The 18,672-nt window shown below is 60.8% G+C and carries 18 protein-coding genes and 1 pseudogene; 11 read left to right on the top strand and 8 right to left on the bottom strand.

The window, feature by feature from the left end; all coding sequences use genetic code 11:
* Positions 1-37 precede the first annotated feature (37 nt).
* From MHY87_RS11995 to MHY87_RS11980, 4 genes are read right to left on the bottom strand one after another with little or no spacing between them, the layout of a single operon-like run.
* Positions 38-901: an energy transducer TonB gene (locus tag MHY87_RS11995; protein WP_239352011.1), complete on the bottom strand. Its 864-nt coding sequence runs from the start codon at positions 899-901 to the stop codon at positions 38-40.
* 8 nt (positions 902-909) lie between these two features.
* A complete protein-coding gene (gene tolR / locus MHY87_RS11990) occupies positions 910-1,353 on the bottom strand; it encodes a protein TolR (protein WP_239352010.1) in 444 nt (147 codons plus the stop codon).
* Complete coding sequence (locus tag MHY87_RS11985) at positions 1,353-2,039, bottom strand: MotA/TolQ/ExbB proton channel family protein (RefSeq protein ID WP_239352009.1); 687 nt, start codon at positions 2,037-2,039, stop codon at positions 1,353-1,355. The genes tolR and MHY87_RS11985 overlap by 1 nt, the downstream gene beginning before the upstream one ends.
* A gap of 10 nt (positions 2,040-2,049) precedes the next feature.
* Complete coding sequence (locus tag MHY87_RS11980) at positions 2,050-2,511, bottom strand: Tat pathway signal protein (protein WP_239352008.1); 462 nt, start codon at positions 2,509-2,511, stop codon at positions 2,050-2,052.
* Positions 2,512-3,150: 639 nt separating this feature from the next.
* On the opposite strand from MHY87_RS11980, the gene MHY87_RS11975 reads away from it, so the two are divergent.
* Both MHY87_RS11975 and MHY87_RS11970 read left to right on the top strand, forming a co-directional pair.
* The gene (locus MHY87_RS11975) at positions 3,151-3,477 is read left to right on the top strand and encodes a hypothetical protein (RefSeq protein WP_239352007.1); all 327 of its coding nucleotides are present in this window, start codon (positions 3,151-3,153) and stop codon (positions 3,475-3,477) included.
* Positions 3,478-3,510: 33 nt separating this feature from the next.
* The gene (locus tag MHY87_RS11970; protein WP_239352006.1) at positions 3,511-3,792 is read left to right on the top strand and encodes a DUF2218 domain-containing protein; all 282 of its coding nucleotides are present in this window, start codon (positions 3,511-3,513) and stop codon (positions 3,790-3,792) included.
* Between the two features lie 87 nt (positions 3,793-3,879).
* Here MHY87_RS11970 and MHY87_RS11965 read toward each other — a convergent pair.
* A pseudogene (locus MHY87_RS11965) lies at positions 3,880-4,647 on the bottom strand (YoaK family protein); the annotation flags it as partial.
* Between the two features lie 86 nt (positions 4,648-4,733).
* Positions 4,734-6,965, bottom strand: coding sequence for a beta-glucosidase BglX (gene bglX, locus MHY87_RS11960; protein ID WP_239352005.1), 2,232 nt, complete (start codon positions 6,963-6,965; stop codon positions 4,734-4,736).
* Between the two features lie 168 nt (positions 6,966-7,133).
* Here bglX and MHY87_RS11955 point away from each other — a divergent pair, with 168 nt between their 5' ends.
* Positions 7,134-8,594 (top strand): response regulator, encoded by a 1,461-nt coding sequence (locus MHY87_RS11955; protein WP_239352004.1) that lies wholly within the window; start codon positions 7,134-7,136, stop codon positions 8,592-8,594.
* 2 nt (positions 8,595-8,596) lie between these two features.
* On the opposite strand, the gene MHY87_RS11950 is transcribed toward MHY87_RS11955, so the two are convergent.
* Together MHY87_RS11950 and MHY87_RS11945 are read right to left on the bottom strand one after the other, a co-directional pair.
* Positions 8,597-9,298, bottom strand: a complete 702-nt coding sequence (locus tag MHY87_RS11950) for a gamma-glutamyl-gamma-aminobutyrate hydrolase family protein (RefSeq protein WP_239352003.1) — start codon at positions 9,296-9,298, stop codon at positions 8,597-8,599.
* On the bottom strand, positions 9,295-10,272 hold the full coding sequence (locus MHY87_RS11945) for an amidoligase family protein (protein ID WP_239352001.1): 978 nt from the start codon (positions 10,270-10,272) through the stop codon (positions 9,295-9,297). The genes MHY87_RS11950 and MHY87_RS11945 overlap by 4 nt, the downstream gene beginning before the upstream one ends.
* Positions 10,273-10,414: 142 nt before the next feature.
* On the opposite strand from MHY87_RS11945, the gene MHY87_RS11940 reads away from it, so the two are divergent.
* From MHY87_RS11940 to MHY87_RS11905, 8 genes are all read left to right on the top strand, one after another.
* Positions 10,415-11,827, top strand: coding sequence for an MATE family efflux transporter (locus MHY87_RS11940; RefSeq protein WP_239351999.1), 1,413 nt, complete (start codon positions 10,415-10,417; stop codon positions 11,825-11,827).
* Positions 11,828-12,119: 292 nt separating this feature from the next.
* Positions 12,120-12,533, top strand: a complete 414-nt coding sequence (locus MHY87_RS11935; RefSeq protein ID WP_239351997.1) for a septal ring lytic transglycosylase RlpA family protein — start codon at positions 12,120-12,122, stop codon at positions 12,531-12,533.
* Positions 12,534-12,608: 75 nt separating this feature from the next.
* The gene (locus tag MHY87_RS11930; RefSeq protein WP_239351996.1) at positions 12,609-12,965 is read left to right on the top strand and encodes a hypothetical protein; all 357 of its coding nucleotides are present in this window, start codon (positions 12,609-12,611) and stop codon (positions 12,963-12,965) included.
* A gap of 163 nt (positions 12,966-13,128) precedes the next feature.
* The gene (locus tag MHY87_RS11925; protein ID WP_239351995.1) at positions 13,129-13,434 is read left to right on the top strand and encodes a hypothetical protein; all 306 of its coding nucleotides are present in this window, start codon (positions 13,129-13,131) and stop codon (positions 13,432-13,434) included.
* 56 nt (positions 13,435-13,490) lie between these two features.
* Positions 13,491-13,802: a polyhydroxyalkanoic acid system family protein gene (locus MHY87_RS11920; protein WP_239351994.1), complete on the top strand. Its 312-nt coding sequence runs from the start codon at positions 13,491-13,493 to the stop codon at positions 13,800-13,802.
* 209 nt (positions 13,803-14,011) lie between these two features.
* Positions 14,012-15,214 carry a glycosyltransferase family 1 protein gene (locus tag MHY87_RS11915; RefSeq protein ID WP_239351993.1) on the top strand — a complete coding sequence of 401 codons (1,203 nt, stop codon included), beginning with the start codon at positions 14,012-14,014 and terminating at the stop codon, positions 15,212-15,214.
* A gap of 5 nt (positions 15,215-15,219) precedes the next feature.
* A complete protein-coding gene (glf, locus tag MHY87_RS11910) occupies positions 15,220-16,374 on the top strand; it encodes a UDP-galactopyranose mutase (protein WP_239351992.1) in 1,155 nt (384 codons plus the stop codon).
* Between the two features lie 72 nt (positions 16,375-16,446).
* Complete coding sequence (locus MHY87_RS11905) at positions 16,447-18,621, top strand: family 1 glycosylhydrolase (protein WP_239351991.1); 2,175 nt, start codon at positions 16,447-16,449, stop codon at positions 18,619-18,621.
* The last annotated feature ends 51 nt before the right edge of the window (positions 18,622-18,672 follow it).

Genomic DNA, 18,672 nt, shown 5'->3' with positions numbered 1-18,672 from the left:
GTGGCATGCCAAGCCCGGTTTTGAGCGGTGAGGTCTCCTATCGGCGCAGGTTGAATTGCAGGGTTATTTCGAAGGGCATCTGCGTGTGTGGAAGGCTATCCGGGATAGCCGGCACTGATGAACCCGGACGGGCGGCTGCCAGGGCGGCTTCATCGAGAACTGGATTGCCTGAACTCCGAGCGAGCGAGGAGCTGAGAATTCGGCCCGAACGATCAATGACAAATCGAATGCCTGCGGAGCCTGAAATGTCTCGGCTGCTTGCCGATGATGGATAGCGCAGGCGACTTTTCAGAGTCGCTGAGACACTTGCCCTGTAGCGGTTAAGTATATTCGGATCAGCGGAAGCCGCCGCTCCCTGCATGTTCTCGCGAGAGGCCGAGGCTTGTCCTTGGCTTGCGTTCGACGGAGGGGGCGCGCGCTCGGCAACCACGCGGCGCGGCTTGGGATCGGGCTTGCGCTCTTCCTTCTTCGGAGGTGCAGGCTTCGGTTTGGGCTTCTCTTCGAGAGGCTGCGCGATGATCGCCTCTTCGGGATCGACGGCGGGCACGACTTCGGGAGCAAGTGCTTCCTCGATGGGCTCGGCCTCGACCTGTTCCACGATTTCTTCGGGGGCTTCCTCAGTCTGATCTTCGATGGGGAGAGCTTCCGTGATGGGAACTTCAGTCGGAGGAGATTCAATCGCCTGCACTTCCGAAGGAGCAACAGACACGGCCTCTTGCATGGCGGGAGCGAAATCGATGGCGATCTGCTGCTCGCCAGGCGCGGTTTCTTCCTGCGACTGCCAGAGCGTCACGGCCACCAGCGCACCCACATGGAGCACAAGCGCCATGAGGAAGGCCAGACCCACGCGGCCCGGCTCCTGCATCGACGATGTGCTGTGATGTGTGCTCTGTGCGGACATCGGAACGTTTAAGGAGCAGAACCGCTGGGGGCCTGCGCGATCAGGGACACCTTGCTGAAGCCCGCCGCATTGATCTGGCCCATGATTTCGATGACGCGCCCGTAAGGAACGGTCTTGTCTCCACGCACCAGAACGACCTGCGCCGGATCGGCGCTTGCCAGTTCCTTCAATCGCGGCATGACGGCCTCGGGTGCCAGCTGCTCTTTGTCGAGGAAGGGCTGGCCCTGGTTGTCGATGGTGACGACGACGGGCTGCTTCGGCTGCGAGACCTTCGGCGCGGCCGTCTTCGGCAACTGCACCGGCACGCCAACCGTCATGAGCGGTGCTGCGACCATGAAGATGATGAGCAGCACGAGCATCACGTCGACGAGCGGCGTGACGTTGATCTCGGACAGCGGCGCTGCGCCGAATTCGTCGTCGGTTTCCGATGAGCGGATTGGCCCCATGCCCATTATTCGGCGGCCTCCGACCGGACGTGAAGCTTGCGGTCGCGCGCTAAGCGGTCGCCGAGAGCGGTGATGCCGGAGGCGAAGGCTTGCTGAAGGCGACCGAGATCTGTGGTGAGCTTGTTATAGGCGATCACGGCGGGGATTGCCGCCACGAGGCCGATGGCGGTGGCAAACAAGGCTTCCGCGATGCCAGGGGCTACGACGGAAAGGCTGGTGTCCTGGCTCGCCGCGATGGCCGAGAACGAATTCATGATGCCCCACACCGTGCCGAACAAGCCGATGAAGGGCGCGGCAGAGCCGGTGGTGGCAAGGAAAGCGAGACCGACCTGAAGCTGGCGCATGTCGATGGAGAGCGCGGCGCGCATGGCGCGCTCGATGCGCTCGCGGCGCTCCGCGCGGGTTTCCGACGGGTCCTGATCGCGCCATGCCTCATAGCCTGCGGCGACGATGCGCCCTGTGGTTCCTGGCATCTGCGGATCGAGCTTCTCGCCGGCGCGGGCTTTGGCTTCAAAAGCGCGCGCCTGACGGCGGACGGTCATGAAACGCAGGAGCTTGTCGAGAACAATCGTCCAGCATCCCAGGGATGCCAGCACGAGCATGATCATGACGCCTTTGACGATGGGATCGGCCTGCAGGAAGAGGCCGAGAAACGACAGGTCATGCGCGGGTGCGGCGGCAACTTGATCCACGGGCTCTACCTCACTTGGCGAAGGGAACGGTTTCGACTTTCGAGGCCGTCTCGACGGCGGCCAGGCATTCTTCCCGCGAGCTGGCGGCGCCTTCGCAGGCTACGACGTCATTGAGAAGGACACTGCCGAGCTGCGGGCAGCTCAAGCCCGGAAAGTCGAAGAGTTTGATGAGCGTCTTGCGGGCGGGCACGGGGCCGACTTCGACGGCGAGCCGCTTGGCGGCGACGCCGTCCTTGTCGAGCGCGAACAGATCGAGCTTGAAGGAGCGCCAGGCATCCTGCTGGCGATTGTCGATCAGAAAATATGTGCGGCAGTTCTCACCAGACGCTTCGATCTTGTTGAGCTCGACGCGTAGGGAAACAGCTTTCGCGGGTTCCTGGGCGAGGGCCATGCTGCTGAAGCAGATGATCGTGGAGACGCAAGCCGCATGTCCGATGACGGATGTCACGGTTTCCCACTTGTCCCAGTGCATAGACGCGCTCTCCCTGTGCGGCGAGCATCCGTGAAAGCGGCGAGCGCATAGGCTCCCGCGCCTCGCAGCGGAGGCGATCCACAGATGTCGTCAGCATTGCGATCAGTCGCCGAAAGCCCAATGAACGTCAGGAGGCGACGCTCAGGAAATATCTGAAAGAAGCAAAACAGATCAAGGGCTTAGGACAAGATCAGATCTATTCTAAAAGAGCCTCTAGCACTTTGAGATTGGGATAAGAATCGTCTCTTTAAAATGACTTCAAACTGTTTTTCTTGGAAATTTGTGCCGATCTTCTGATCCGCAGTGCTTGGCGTGTATGGTTAATCATAGGGTTTGGCAGAACACCTTGCAGGCATATGACGAAGCGCTTGAAACCTGAAAGCAGAATTTTAGAGCCTCTCAAAATACTGCCTCGTTTCAAGCGCCGTAGAGCGCTTCTCTGCAAGCCTTCGCGATGCCATAGGGTTGCAGAATTCTGCTTTTGCAGCGTGCTAGAAAGCACCTCTTCAGGCTGACTGATACATTACACATTCGTAATGCGACCGTAAGCTCGGAGACGAGCGGCCAAGCCTAAGCTCCGGATGAGGCGGTCGACTCAACAAAGACGGCCGCTCAGATGTTCGCTGGTGGCGGGATGGGATGTCGGGAGCATGCGGTATCCGCATCTCCAACCCGAGTGCCGCCCGCCATAGCAGTATTTTCGAGTTCATTTCGTATCGAGTCGAGTGGAGCAAGCCGATGGTTCTGGAACGGAAACTGTTCATAGGAGATCTCTCGGGCGACCTCTCACCGGTCATGGCCCGGATTCTCAGCGAGATCAAAGACGTGGTCCGGGAACTAAGACATGCCGAGCCGGACAGCGTCTTGGTCAGACTTGCGGAGCATAAGATCGAGATGATCGAAGGGCGCGCGACAGGCGATTCAGGCCGTGACGGCTCGGACATGGCCGGCGCATGCCGCGCCTGAAACGCGCAGATCAATCACGACGAGGATCGAAGAGTGATTTCAACCGAAGCGAAGGTGCCGACGGCCCATGCCAGCCGCTATCTGCAGCAGCTGAGCAAGCATTGGTCGCATAAGTTCAATGTGATCTTTGACGAGACGAAGAGCACGATCCCGTTTGCGGATGACCGCAGGGCCGAACTCATGGCGGATGCAGATTGCCTGCATATCACGCTCAAAGTGCCCGATGAGGAAAGCCGGGACCGCATGCGCAAGGTCCTGGAGGATCACCTGAACCGCTTCGCGTTCAGAGAAACGCTCGAATATGCCTGGACCTAAGGCAACGTTCTGATCTCGCGAAGTCTTTCGACAGGTGGCTTCGTGGGATTCGGTCTAAGTCCGGTGCTGATGTCTGGCGTGCGCCAACACGTCTTCCGCCAATGGCGGACCTGCAAGCAGAATGAGCAAGAGCGCAAAGGGCAGGGAGAACAAGAAGCCGAGATGGCTGAAGCCGACAGCTCCCGTCACTCCGCCGATGAAGAATGAGCCGAGCAGCAGGCTGAGCAGGCGCAGCTTCGCGCGGTCTGCCGTGACAATTTCCTCGGTGCGGCGGCTGCGGTTCCAATAGATGAGCTTGCCGAGTTCGATTCCAATATCCGTCACGATGCCGGTGACATGGGTGGTGCGCATGCGCGCGCCGGAGATCTTCGTCACAGTGGCGTTTTGCAGGCCCATGATGAAGCAGAGGAGAGGCACTGCGCCGGCAACGAAGCCTGTCGAGGGAAAGGCCATCCAGCCGAGAACGCCGAAGATGCAAAGAAGCACGGCTTCCAGAAACAGCGGGAGCGCATAGCGGCTGCCGAGGCCATGCCGCCTGCCCCAGTTGATGAGAATGGCCGAGCAGGCGGCTCCGAAGACGAAGGGCGCGAAGGCGATCAAGCCGAGGGTGACGATCGCAAGGCTCCCCAATGCGAGATTGTCCGCCATCGATGAGAGGATGCCGGACATGTGCGAGGTGTATTGCCCGACAGCGAGAAAGCCGCCCGCATTGATGGCGCCCGCGATAAAGGTGAGCGCCATGCCGAGATACATATCGGCGACGCCCGTTCGCTCGGAGGCAGCAATCATCCTCACCGATCCGAATGTGCGGACGGCGAAGGCGTGTCGTTTTGCGGATCTGTGCTTCAAATCCATGACGGAGAGACTATCGCGGAGGCCCTCTCGGGTCCATCGGCCAAAACAAAAGCCGCTCAAAAAGGATTTGAGCGGCTTTGCGGAGCTTATTCTATGACGCTCGTGGCAGCGGCGGCGCGCCGCTCGTCAGGTGGAATGCGAATCGTGTTCACGATCTCCGCCTCGCCAGCCTGATCGGCCAGGGAGCTGCCGCCGATGAAGGCTTGGATCGTGCCGGCCTCGACCACATAGCTGCCGTCATCGAGATGGAAGCCGAGAGACTCGACGGGAACGCGCAAGGTCACGCGCTTTGTCTCGCCGGGATTGAGGCTGACCTTCTCGAAGGCCTTCAGCTCACGCACGGGGCGGCTGCGGCTCGCCACCGGATCGCGAGTGTAGAGCTGCACCACTTCCTGACCGGCCTTTGAGCCCTTGTTCGTAAGCGTCACCGATACATCCAACATCTGCCCGGCATCGAGCTTCTGCTGCGCGACGGCAGCATCCGAGTAGGCGAACTGCGTGTAGCTGAGACCCCAGCCGAACGGATAGAGCGGCGTGATCTCCTCATCGATGTAATGCAGCGTGAAGCGGTTGTTCGGGATCGTCGGGCGGCTCGAGGGCAGGCGGTTGTAGTACATCGGCAGCTGTCCCGTAGCGCGTGGCCAGGTAACGGGGAGCTTGCCGCTCGGATTGAAATCGCCGAACAGCACATCGGCCACGGCATTGCCGCCCTCAGTGCCGGGATACCACGTCATGAGGATCGACGGCACACGCTCCGCAAGCGGGCCCAGCACCTGCGGGCGTCCGCCCATGAGCACGAGCGCGATGGGCTTGCCGGTGGCAATGAGCGCTTCCAGCACTTCGTTCTGCTTGCCGCTGAGTTCGAGATGGGCGCGCGAGGCCGCCTCTCCCGAAAGCTCCTGCGGTTCGCCGAACACGGCGATCACGAGATCGGCCTGCTTCGCAGCCTCGACGGCGGCGGGCAATTGTTCCGTCGACCGGCACATGAGATCGCAGGCGGGCGCATGGGTCACCGTAATGCCAGCGGATTGCGCGCGCTGGCGGATGCCCTGAAGATACGTGACGCTGTCTTCCTTGTGACCGCGCGCGGCGTGCGGGCCCATCTGGTCGTGCGGCGCATCGGCGAGCGGGCCGATGACGGCAATCGAGCGAGTGCCGGATTTCACGGGCAGAACGTCGTTCTTGTTCTGCAGCAGCACGAGGGTTTCGCGTGCGACCTCGCGTGCGATTTGGCGCGCCTCGGTCGAGGGAGCCGCTTCCGTGCGCTTGGGGTCGATGGTGGGTTGATCGAACAGGCCAAGGCGCATCTTGGTGCGCAGGATCCGGCGAACCGATTCATCGACCACGCTCTCGGGCACGCGACCGGCGCGCACTTCGTCCGGCAGATGGTTGATATAGAGAAGCCCCATCATGTCCATGTCGACGCCGGCAAGGATCGCCTTGCGCGCAGCCTCGGCGCCGTCCGCTGCGACGCCGTGAAGAATCAGTTCGCCGACGCCGACCCAATCCGAGGTCACGAAACCGTCGAAGCCCCATTGCTTGCGCAGCACGTCTGTCAGCAGCCATGCATTGGCGGTGGAGGGCTCGCCGTTGAGTGCGTTGAAGGCGGCCATGAAGCTCGCCGAGCCGGCATCCACCGCGGCACGGAAAGGCGGCAGATAGGTGTCGTGCATTTCCGCGCGTGGAATATAGGTGGTGTCGTAATCGCGCCCGCCCTGAGGTGCGCCGTAGCCTGCGAAATGTTTGGTGGTGGCAGCAAGGCCGCCTTTGCGGAAACCGTCTACCCGCGCGGCGGTGAGAACCGAGCCGAGATAAGGGTCTTCCCCAAAGCCTTCGACGATGCGGCCCCAGCGGCTGTCGCGTGAAAGGTCGGCCATGGGCGCGAAGGTCCAGTTCACGCCGACATGCGACGCTTCCTTCGCGGCCCATTCGGAAGCGAGAAACGAGATGCGCGGATTGAAGGCTGCGGCCTCCCCCAAGGGAAGGGGAAACTGGGTGCGGAAACCGTGCAGGACGTCGAGGCCGAACAGCAGCGGAATCTTGAGGCGCGATTGCTGAACGAGAGCCTGGGCCCTGGCCACGTCGGCGGCATTGTTGAAGTTGAGGACTGCGCCGGCCTTACCTTCGGAGATGTCTTCCCAGCGCAGCGGCGGGCCGTGGGAGACGAGGTTCAACTGCCCGACTTTCTCCTCCAGCGTCATCTGCCCGACCAGCTCGTTCACACGGCGCTCGATGGCCTCCTGCGCGGTAACCCGTTGAAAAGGCAGGCTGGACACGGCAAGGGCAGAAAGAAGGCCTAGGACATAAGAAAGCCGCACATTCGTCTCCTTAACTACGCACGAAAACGTTATTGCGATAAGAATCTCGCTTGTCATTCCTTCGTGCTACACAAGATTAGGTTCCGAAGTGGCGTCTTGCGGGCGTCAGGTCAATGGATTTGTGAGAAACGCGAGCAACCCGTGCAGGCGATTCTGAGGCTTCCTTTCATGGCTTTGTCCTGCGCCCTGATCCTGTCGGGTCTGGCGCTGGCGGCGGCCGCCTATACCAAGAATTCGGAAGCGCTCGTGGTGGCCCTCGCTTTCTTCCTCGCGGTCGCGGCTGGCGCCCCCCTCCTGCTCGCCCGGCAGCTCGGCAAGATCTTCATGGAGCAGGAACAGGTCATCCAGGAGGCTCCCGTCTTCGAGGCCATGACGGTTGAGCATGTGGCGGAGCCCGAGCCGTTCCAGCTTGTCGAGGAGCCCCCGCCCAGCGAGGATGAGGAAGCCCTGCGGCGTCACCAGAAGGTGCAGGCCCTCGATCATCTCCGCGACGGCATCACCCATGACCTCAACAACAAGCTCATGGTGATCAGCGCCAATATCGACGCGGTGGCCCGCCAGATGAAGGACCAGCCGGGCATTCAGCGCAAGCTGCTCTCGGCCCTCGTTGCATCCGATCAGGCTGCGAAGCTGATTGCGAAATCGACCGCTTTCGCGCGCCAGCGCGAGCCCCAGATTCAGTATCTCGATCTCTCCGAGAGAATCAGCTCGGTCGCGGCTCTCATGGGACGCTCCTTCCTGCGCGACACCGTGGAACTGCGCCTCTCTCTCGATGAAGAACTTTGGCCCGTCGAGGCCGATCCGGACGATATCGAAACGGCGATCGTGACGTTGAGCGCTTATGTCAGGGACGCACTGACGCAAGGCGGCACGATCGCTCTCGAAGCGCAGAATGCGACAATGCGCAAAGGCTCGCTGCCGAACCTGCAGATCGAGGGCGATTTCGTGCAGCTGCGCATTTCCAGCATCGCCGCAGCCGAAAGCATGCCGGATGCGGACGACGATACGGAGCCGACCTTCAAGCTGGAAGATCTGGATGTATCGTCCTGGCTTCGCCTGAACAGGAGCCTGCACTTCCTGCAAGGCATCGGCGGCGCTTCGACGGTGTCCCGCACCGGAGCGGAGATGGCGATCATCGTGTACCTGCCGCGCGCGCAGGCAGCCACCATGCTGCCCTTCGGCATTCCCGGCGAGGATGACCTGCCGAGCGACGACGAGCGGCAGAACGTGGAAATTCTCATCGTCGATGACGAGCTTGAAGTCGCTCTTGCCCTGCAATCGACCCTGGAAGAATTCGGCTATGTCACCAGCATCGCAACCGATGCCGCGCAGGCGATCAAGAATCTGAGCGCACGCAGGCCCGGCCTCGTGCTCACGGACGTGTCCATGCCGGGCACCATGAACGGCGTGATGCTGGCGCGCGAAGTGCGCCAGATCTTCCCCGGCCTTCCGGTGCTGCTGATCACCGGCAATCCTGTCATGGCGGATGAGGCAAGCGAGTTCCCTCTGCTCCAGAAGCCCATCATCAGTCGCGACCTTCATGCTGCGATCCAGCGGCACCTGACGCCGAAGGATGATGACAACAAGGTCGTGCCGCTTTTCCCGCGCCCCACGAAGCGTGTGAGCTGAGTTTAAGACGCGAGAGCGGCAACACCCAAAGGTGCGGTGACTTCCCCGGCTGCATGCGAAAGAGCCGCGAAAAGCCTCTGCTGCGGCTTCTTCCAGACCAGAAGTTCCGGATGCCATTGAACCCCTATGAGGAACGGGGCTTTTTCGTTCTCGATGGCTTGCACGATTCCGATCTCGTCGCGTGCCGCGATTCTCAATCCGTCGCCGAGCCGGTCCACGGATTGATGGTGCAGGGCATTCACCAGACAGGGATTGCAATGCAGGATCTCGTCCAGGCGTGAGCCGCTCTCGATGGAGACACGTTTCTTCGGCAGAACGGTGCGCATCTTGGGAGCCTGTACATAGACTTCGTAAATGTCCGTGTGGAGCGTTCCGCCGAGCGCCACATTGATCATCTGCGAGCCGCGGCAGATGCCGAGAACGGGGAGCTGTGCGGGCAGGGCGGCTTTCAGGAGCGCCAGCTCCATCCTGTCGCGCTCGGGGTCGATACGCACGTCGGGCAGAACCTTTCCGCCATAAATTTCCGCGCCGATATCGTCGCCGCCACCGATGATGAGACCTTGCAGCGGCTCTTCCGGCAGCGGCTCGCCTGGCATGAGGCGCACGGAGCGTGCGCCCACACGTAACAGCGCCAATCGATGCATGAGATAGCTGCGCCAGCCGCCCTGGCGGGATGTGGTGACGCCGATCAGGGGTCTCGTCATGATCGTACGACCTGCTCCACCACGTTGGCCCAGCTTTTGTCCTCGCCCTTGAACGCAAGGTAGGTGCTGCCCGCCGCATCGAGCTTCTCGCGGTCGAAAGCCAAGCGCTCGACGGCGACCCAACGGTTCCATTCGGGTGCGATGCTCCAGCCGGGATCGCTCGCGCGGGCATCGGGAAGCCGGTAGTGGAACGTGGGGCGTCCGTTGATCTTCTCGTTCGGCAACGAGGCTCTCACGCGCTCCCTGTCGAAATGATGCAGAAGAGGCAGAAGGTCGAGGTCGCGGTTGCGGGTGGGGTTGGCGCTGAGATAATCGTCGATGAAGCGCGGAATGTCGGGCCAGTAATCGGGCGAGACGATCCTGCGCACGTAATCGGTGGGAAACGGATCGGCGAAGCCGAGGAGATCGCGTGTGCGGTCCGGCGAGACCTCGCGGCGCAGCCAAGGGTTCAGGAGCACGAAGCTCTTCATGAAGGCCGCAAGAGTCTGTGCGTCCTGGCGCGGGATTTCAGGATTGAAGTGCAGGCCGAAGGCATAGAGGGGCGCGTCCTGCGTGCCCTTCGCTCCGAGCCTGCGCAGGATGTCGAGGATGCGGTCGAGGTCCCGCAGGCGATCGATGGGCATGGGCCCTGTCACCAGTTCGCAAGGCACGAGATAGCTCGCGGCAAAACCGAACAGGGCGGCGATCTTAGGCAATACACCGCTCCGGCTGCCGCTGCTCTTGCCCGGGTGCAGGATGCGGCTGTCGAGTTCCACCGTCAGCTCGCCGATGGCGGAATCCTTCAGGGCAAAGGAATGCGGGTCGACTTCGACAATACGGCCGCCGAGCGCCTCATGCAGCGCCTGCACGGTCTTCTCGGCGGAAGGGCCGACGAACTCGATTTCCACGCCCACGGAGCGCACCTCGCCGCGCTCGTTGCGGAGCACGGGCGGGGACAGAAAATCGATCGAGGTGGAAAGCGCAGCATGCGCCATCGCGGGCTCCCGGAAGGCACGAAACGTGAGGCGGGGAGGGAACGGACGCGGTGCGGCTGGGTTCCTGATTTTTGCCTTCTCCCCCTCTTTTCGGACCCGTGGTGTGGCTTTTGGGCCTTCCTTTGGGTAAAAACCCGCCATCATGACCGCGAAATTCAACAAATCCGCCTGGGTTGCGGAGCTGGTGGCCACTTTGTCCCTGGGCTGGCCCCTGATCCTGACCAACGTCGCTCAGAACGCCCTGATGACCACCGATGTGATCCTCATGGGGTGGATCGGATCGGGCGCGCTGGCAGCGGGCGCGCTCGGCACGAATCTCTATTTCGCGTTCCTCATTTTCGGCATCGGTCTCGTGAGCGCGGTCTCGCCCATCGTCGCCGAGGAGCTTGGCCGCAAGCGCCATTCCGTGCGCGAGGTGCGCCGCACCGTGCGCCAGGGTTTCTGGGCCGCGATAACGGTGGCGGTGCCGATCTGGATCGTCTCCTGGAACGGTGAGTTCCTGCTGCTCGCCATGGGCCAGGAGCCATTGCTGGCCCATGAGGCGGGCCAGTATATCCGCGCCCTCCAATGGAGCCTGCTGCCGTTCCTGCTGTATCTGGTGCTGCGCTCGTTCCTGGCGGCTCTGGAGCGTCCCGGCTGGCCGCTCATCATCGTCCTCATCGCGGTTCCGGTGAACCTGGGCGCTGCCTATTGCTTCATGTTCGGCAAGTTCGGCATGCCCCATCTCGGGCTCATCGGCGCAGGTGTCGGCACGGTGATCTCGAGCACGTTCATGTTCGTGGCGCTTGCTCTCGTCACCATTCTCGATCCGAAGTTGAGGCGCTATCACATCTTCGGCCGTTTCTGGCGCCCCGACTGGCCGCGCTACCGTACGCTCTGGCGCATCGGCGTGCCCATTGGCCTGACGCTCGCCTTCGAGGTCACGATTTTCAACGCAGCCGCCCTGCTCATGGGACGCATCGGCGCCAATGAGCTGGCGGCCCATGCCATCGCGCTTCAGATCGCCTCCTTCTGCTTCATGATGCCCTTCGGCCTCAGCCAGGCAACGACTGTCCGCGTCGGCAGGGCTTATGGCGCGCAGGATGCGGCGGGCGTCACGCGGGCTGGCTGGACGTCCTTCGTGCTGGCTACAAGCTTCATGATCGTCACCGCCTCCCTGATGCTCTTCACGCCGCGTTTGCTGCTGAGCGCTTTCCTCGACCTGAACGATCCTAACAACGCGGCGGTGATCGGCTTTGCCGTATCCTTCCTGGTCATGGCGGCGATCTTCCAGCTTGCCGATGCCTCGCAGGCGGTGGGCGCTGGCATGCTGCGCGGCCTGCAGGATACCCGCGTGCCGATGATCTACGCGGCCGTGGGCTATTGGGGCATCGGCCTGCCGCTCGGTGTGGTTTTGGCCTTCGGCACGGAGCTTCGCGGTATCGGGATCTGGATCGGCCTTGCGACCGGCCTCGCCGTTGTCGCATCCCTGATGCTCTGGCGCTGGACGCGCCGCGATACGCTCGGCCTCGTCACGGCCGTGCCACGGGACGTTCAGGAAGCCTTCGCGAGCTGAGCGACCGGACGAGACAATTCAGCCTTTGAAAGCGGCGTGACCTCTTGCGTTGCGCCCGCATCCTTGGCCTTGCCCCATCGGTTTGGGGCAGGGCTTAAGGGGTATTTTCCTTTGCGGATAATGAAACTATATCCAGGCTATATTTCAAATAATTCGACGATCTCAGGCTATAGATTTCAGTTGTGCCCTGGCCCAAAAGTATGAGTTTCTAAGGCGAAAATCGAAGCGCCTTATTCTTGCCTTTTTAAAGTTGAGCTTCACTTCCAATTGAAACGGAAGGGGAGACCTATTTTTGAAGAACATCCTCACCCGCATGACGGCAATCGCACCACTTCTATTCGTTGCTGCATGCAATACCACTGCCTCCACGGATCCCGACACCACGGGCTCCATCTCACAAGCCAGCCTGGGCAAGGAATTTCAGAGGGGCACCGCCTCCTGGTACGGCCCCGGTTTCCACGGCCGCAAGACCGCCAGCGGCGAGCGCTTCGACTCCTCCGACATGACGGCGGCCCACCGCTCCCTGCCTTTCGGCACGAGGCTTCGGGTCGTCAATGAATCGAATGGCCGTTCGGTGGTCGTGCGCGTCAATGATCGCGGGCCCTTCGCCCACCGGCGCATCATCGACCTTGCCAAAGGCCCCGCCCAGGCTCTGGGCCTGACTTCTGCCGGCGTAGGCTACGTTTCCCTGCATAGGCTCGATTGATGGCTCTGCCGAATTAGGCGCTTCTTAATCCCTTGCGGCGATTCTTGGTCCGATTCGGGACCAAGGGTTGCTTATATGGAATCGAGATCGTCTCTGCCGACGAACGTCATCCGCTTTCCGGGCGCGCGCTCGTCGGCCAATCCCCGCCGCGATCAGAAGAGCCTCATGGATGCGGTCTATGCCGCAGGCTCGCTGCCGGTCGATGCGGAGGATCGGGCAACCAAGGATATGGCAACGCGGCTGAACATCTTCGGCTTCGTCGTCATTGACGAGGTTCAGTCCGACGGGACGGCGCGCCGTCTGCGGCCGTCGGAGGCCTTCCAGTCATCCACGCTGCACCCTTGGCGCGTCTCCAAGCCTTCGGGCTGCTACCGCGTCGACGATGCCTGGCCGGAAACGGATCAGGAGTTGTTTGCAGCACTTCTCGCCTAGAGCATCAGACCCAAAACTGGATTTGCACTTTTGGGATCCATCCGATGCTCCTTGCTTGAAGAGTGCAGCAGGCTCGCCTTTTTCTTCGCCTGAACTATCTCCTGCCGCAGGGCGAGGCTTAACCGAAGCCTCGTCGCTTCTTTGCGAATGCAGGATCGAAAAGATGCATCTGGTGCAGATTCTTCTGCCATTGGCCGACAATGCCGGTCGCCGCTTCGACGGCAAAGCCTATGGCCGCGTCCGCACTGAATTGTCGGAGCGGTTTGGCGGCATTACCAGCTTCACGCGTGCTCCTGCCGAAGGCGTCTGGAAAGAGGGCGGCCATACCGCACACGACGACATCGTGGTCTTCGAAATCATGACTCGCGAGATCGACAGCGCTTGGTGGGAAAGCTATCGCGCCGAGCTTGAGCGGCGCTTCCAGCAGGAAGCCATCGTGATCCGCGCCATCAAGGTTGAAATGCTCTGACGGCGGAACCTCCACCATGCTGCTTCGCTTGTCGTTTCGGTTAGCGGAGCATTGCTATGTCAAAACCTCTCGTCGTCTCCATTCCCCACAATCTCGGCAAAGCCGAGGCTCTGCGCAGGCTGCACGGCGGCATGAGCGGCTTGAAGTCCCAATTCGGCGACAAGGTCGCTTCCATTGATGAAAGCTGGACCGGCGATCGTATGGATTTTCGCGTCGGAGCCATGGGCCAGAACGTGAGCGGCAATGTCCTGGTCATGGACGAGCAGGTGCGCGTGGAAGTGCAGTTGCCGTGGCTTCTCGCGATGATTGCAGAGAAGGCAAAGTCTTTCATCCAAAAGCAAGGCACGCTGATGCTGGAGAAGAAGTGATACGAGCGTGCGCCATGAATAGTTGTTCACAAACATGAACGCAGATGGAACCAAATAGCACCCACAGCGTTATTTAATCGATTGCGCCCGTGACCCTTTTCCGGAGCGCTTCACTAAAGCCATAGCAATATTCGCCCCGGACCGTGATTTTCCCGTCCGTTCGTGACAACACATCTGTTCTTAAGGATCGCGCTATGCATGAGCGTTTGATGACGCAGCCGCATGCCCTCCGTACGTCCAAGGCCTCTTCCGAAAAGCCTCTCCTCGTCTGTTTCTCTCACCTTCGATGGGATTTTGTCTGGCAGCGTCCGCAACATTTGCTCAGCCGTGCCGCCAAGCATTACGATGTGTTGATTATCGAAGAACCGATCTTCAAGGCTGGCATCAAGCCGCATATGGATGTGAGCAGCCGCCCGCAGGGCGTGACCATCGCCGTGCCAATGCTGCCGGAAGGTCTCACGCATGAAGATGTTATCGCCGAGCAGCACGATCTCATCGAAGCCCTGATCGGGCGCGAATCCAACGGTTCGCGCGTGTTCTGGTACTACACGCCGATGGCTATGGCTTTCACCAGCGATTTAGAATGCGATCTGTGCATCTACGACAATATGGACGAGCTGTCGCTCTTCCGTGGTGCGTCGCAACAATTGCTCGATCTCGAGAATGCACTCTTCGGACGTTGCGATCTGGTCTTCACCGGCGGCATGAGCCTTTATGAGGCGAAGAGAAACCGTCACCGCAGCGTTCACGGTTTCCCGTCATCCATCGACTTTAATCATTTCTCGCAGGCCCGTTCGATCAATCACGATCCGAATGATCAGGCGCATATCCCTCATCCGCGACTCGGCTTCTTCGGCGTCGTTGACGAGCGCATGGATATCGAACTTTTGGCACAGACTGCCGATCTGCGCCCCGACTGGCAGTTCGTGATGATCGGTCCAGTCGTTAAGATCGATCCCGCCACGTTGCCTCAGCGTCCCAACATCCACTGGCTCGGCGGTAAGGACTATAAGGAACTGCCGCGCTATCTCGCTGGCTGGGATGTGGGCTTCATGAATTTCGCCCTGAACGAGGCGACAAAATTCATCAGCCCGACGAAGACGCCCGAGTTTCTGGCCGCCGGCGTTCCCGTGGTTTCAACACCCATTACCGATGTGGTGAAGCCGTATGGCGAGAAGGGTCTCGTCGAGATCGCCCGCAGCGCCGAAGAGGTGGTTGCTAAGGTCGAAATGATCTTGGCCCGTCCGAAAGAGGCGTGGCTCGCTAAGGTGGACCGGCATCTGGCGCAGGGTTCCTGGGACAAAACCTGGGGTGCCATGCACAAGCTCATGCTGGATATGACCGGCGATACGGCGTCTGAGCGCCCGGCCGCTGCTTCCCTTCCCATCTATGCCACTACGCCTGCGGAGTGATTTGAATGTACGATTGGCTGATTGTCGGCGCCGGTTTTGCGGGAAGCGTGCTGGCCGAGCGTCTTGCAACCGAGCGCAACGAACGCGTCCTTCTCATCGACCGCCGCAGCCATATCGGCGGCAATGCCTATGACCGCTACGACGATGACGGCCTGCTGATCCATCAATACGGGCCGCACATCTTCCACACCAACTCGAAGCAAATCTTCGACTATCTCTCCCGCTTCACCGAATGGCGCTTTTACGAGCATCGCGTCCTGGCGGAAGTGGACGGCATGCAGGTGCCGATCCCCATCAATCTCGATACCGTCAACAAGCTCTACGGCCTGAACCTCACATCCGAGCAGCTGCAGGATTGGTTTGCCGAACGGGCAGAGAAGATGGACGAGATCAAAACGTCGGAAGACGTGGTGGTCTCGACGGTCGGGCGCGAGCTTTATGAAAAGTTCTTCCGCGGCTATACGCGCAAGCAATGGGGCCTCGATCCGTCGGAGCTCGACAAATCCGTAACCTCGCGCGTGCCGACCCGCACGAACCGGGACGACCGCTACTTCGCAGACGAATTCCAGTTCATGCCGAAGCACGGTTACACCCGGATGTTCGAGAAGATGGTGAGCCATCCGAACATCCACATCATGACGCAAACGGACTATGAGGATGTAAAACACATCGTCCCGCATCGCCGCGTCATCTATTCCGGACCAATCGACGAATATTTCAATTACCAGTTCGGCAAGCTGCCCTACCGCTCCCTGCGCTTCGAGCACATCACCCTCAACAAGCCCTGGCACCAATCGGTCGGCGTGGTGAACTACCCGCAGACGCATGATTACACCCGCGTGACGGAGTACAAGCATCTCACGGGCCAGGAGCACGCCAAGACCGCCTTGACCTATGAGTACCCATCGGCTGAAGGCGATCCCTACTACCCCATTCCGAAGCCGGAAAATCAGGAGCTCTTCAAGAAGTACGAGCGCCTGGCTCTGGCGACACCTGACGTGTGGTTCGTGGGACGTCTGGCGACCTACCGCTACTACAACATGGACCAGATCGTCGGGCAGGCCCTTGCCACCTTCCGGCGCATCAACGAGTCGTTGCCGACCGATGCCGATACTTCGGCGGTCAAAGTCATGTCATCCTCCGCGGCACTGCTGTCGTGACGGGAGAACTTCATCGAACAATCCGCGCTGAACATCGTTTGTGAAGGCCTGATATAAGATAGCTCGGAGTCAATGATGAAGCGAGCCCTGGAGCTTTGGGGCGGGATCGAATGCACCGTCGCGCGTGTTGGCGACGAATATCGCGATCAAAGCCTGGAGACCGGTTACAGCGAGAGGCTCGGCGATCTCGACCAGATCGCCCAACTCGGAATTCGCACGCTGCGCCATCCGGTCCTTTGGGAGGCCATCTCTCCCGAAAGTCCCGACCGCGCGGATTTCACATGGCATGATGAGCGCTTGGCGCGGATGCAAAAGCTCGGCATCCGTGCGATTGCAGGCCTTTGCCATCACGGCAGCGGTCCGCGTTACACTCATATGCTCGATCCGGCGTGGCCCGAATTGCTGGCGCGTCACGCGGCCAATGTCGCCCGGCGTTATCCGCATCTCGATCTCTACACGCCGGTCAACGAGCCGCTCACCACGGCCCGCTTCTCCGGCCTTTATGGCCACTGGTATCCGCACGGCACGAGCTACGAAGCTTTTCTGAAAATCCTCGTGGCGGAATGCAAGGCGACCGTTCTGTCCATGCGCGCCATTCGCAAGGTACGCTCCGATGCGCAGCTTGTACAAACGGACGACATGGGGAAGACTTTCTCGACGCCTCTGCTTGCCTACCAGGCCGAACATGAAAACCAGCGCCGGTTCTTAAGTTTCGACCTCCTGTGCGGAATGGTGAACCGCCATCATCCATGGTGGGAGATATTCCTGGAGAACGGCGTCAGTGAGGCCGATCTCGAACTGCTTCTGGAAGGCGAGGGCGCGCCGGACATCATCGGCATCAATCATTATCTCACGAGCGAGCGTTACCTCGATGAGAACATGAAGCGCTATCCCGAGCATCATTGGGGCGGCAACGGCCGCCACCAATATGCGGATGCCGAAGCCGTACGTATGCCATTGCCGGCAGAAGAACTCGGTCCAGCAGCTCGTCTGAGGGAAGTTTGGGAGCGCTACAAGCGCCCCATCGCCGTGACGGAGGTTCATCACGGCAGCTCGCGTGACGATCAGTTGCGCTGGCTCATGGAAGTCTGGAACGATGTCGATACGTTGCGGGATGAGGGTGCGGATATCCGCGCCGTGACAATCTGGTCCCTTTTCGGCGCAGTCGACTGGAACAGCCTCCTCACTCGACGCAATGGTTTCTATGAGCCTGGGCCCTTCGATGCGCGCGCGCCCGAGCCTCGCCGGACCGCGCTGGCCCATGCGGCCGAAGCATTGGCGAAAGACGGAACCTATGATCACCCGGTCCTCGACCGTGCCGGATGGTGGAAGCGGGATATACGCTTTTACAAGAGGCCAGCCAATCACTCGAAATCGTGCTGGCTTGCAGATGAGCCGCGACAGCTTCTCATCACGGGCGCCACCGGTACGTTGGGACGCGCCTTCTCGCGGCTTTCCGAGTTCCGAGGCCTCAACCATGCGCTGCTCTCGCGAAGCGACATGGATATCGCCGACCCCAAGAGCGTGAGGCAGGCTCTGCGCTGCCACAAGCCCTGGGCGATCATCAATACGGCGGGTTATGTGCGCGTAAGAGAGGCCGAGAGCGATACGAAGGCTTGCTTCCGTGAAAACGCAGTCGGAGCGGAGGTGCTGGCGAAAGCATGCGCGGATCTCGGCATTCCGCTCATGACCTTCTCGTCCGATCTCGTCTTCGACGGCACGCTCGGCAGGCCTTATGTAGAAAGCGACCAGGTCAATCCCACAACGGTCTATGGCGCGAGCAAGGCCGAGGCCGAGGCGCGGGTTATGGCCGCGCATGACAAGGCCCTCATCATCCGCACGAGCGCCTTCTTCGGTCCGTGGGACCGCTACAATTTTGTGTGGTCGGTCCTCAATGCCTTGAGCAAGAGGGAAAGTCTTGAAGCCAGCGGCGATGTCGTGTCGCCCACTTACGTGCCCGATCTCGTCAATGTGGCCCTCGACCTTCTCATCGATGGCGGCACCGGTATCTGGCACATGGCGAATGTCGGTGAGATGTCGCGGCGCGACCTCGCCGCACAGGCCGCCGTACGGGCCGGGTTCGATCCGGCCCTGCTTCGAGGAGCAGAAGGTCTGCCCAAGCTCAATACGGCATTGTCGACCGAGCGCGGCATTCTCATGCCTCACCTAGAGAGCGCACTCGACCGTTTCTTCATCGACAGTGAAGTCGAGTGGTCGGAGGATCATCTCACGATGGCTGCCGAATAGCAGGTTCGATTCGGTTGTAAATGAAAACGGCGCGGAGATTTTCCGCGCCGT

It is taken from the genome of Microvirga sp. ACRRW (genome assembly GCF_022346925.1).
Lineage (GTDB): Bacteria > Pseudomonadota > Alphaproteobacteria > Rhizobiales > Beijerinckiaceae > Microvirga.
Note: the sequence above shows the minus strand (reverse complement) of the source record. Positions and strands in the feature narration are given on the sequence as shown.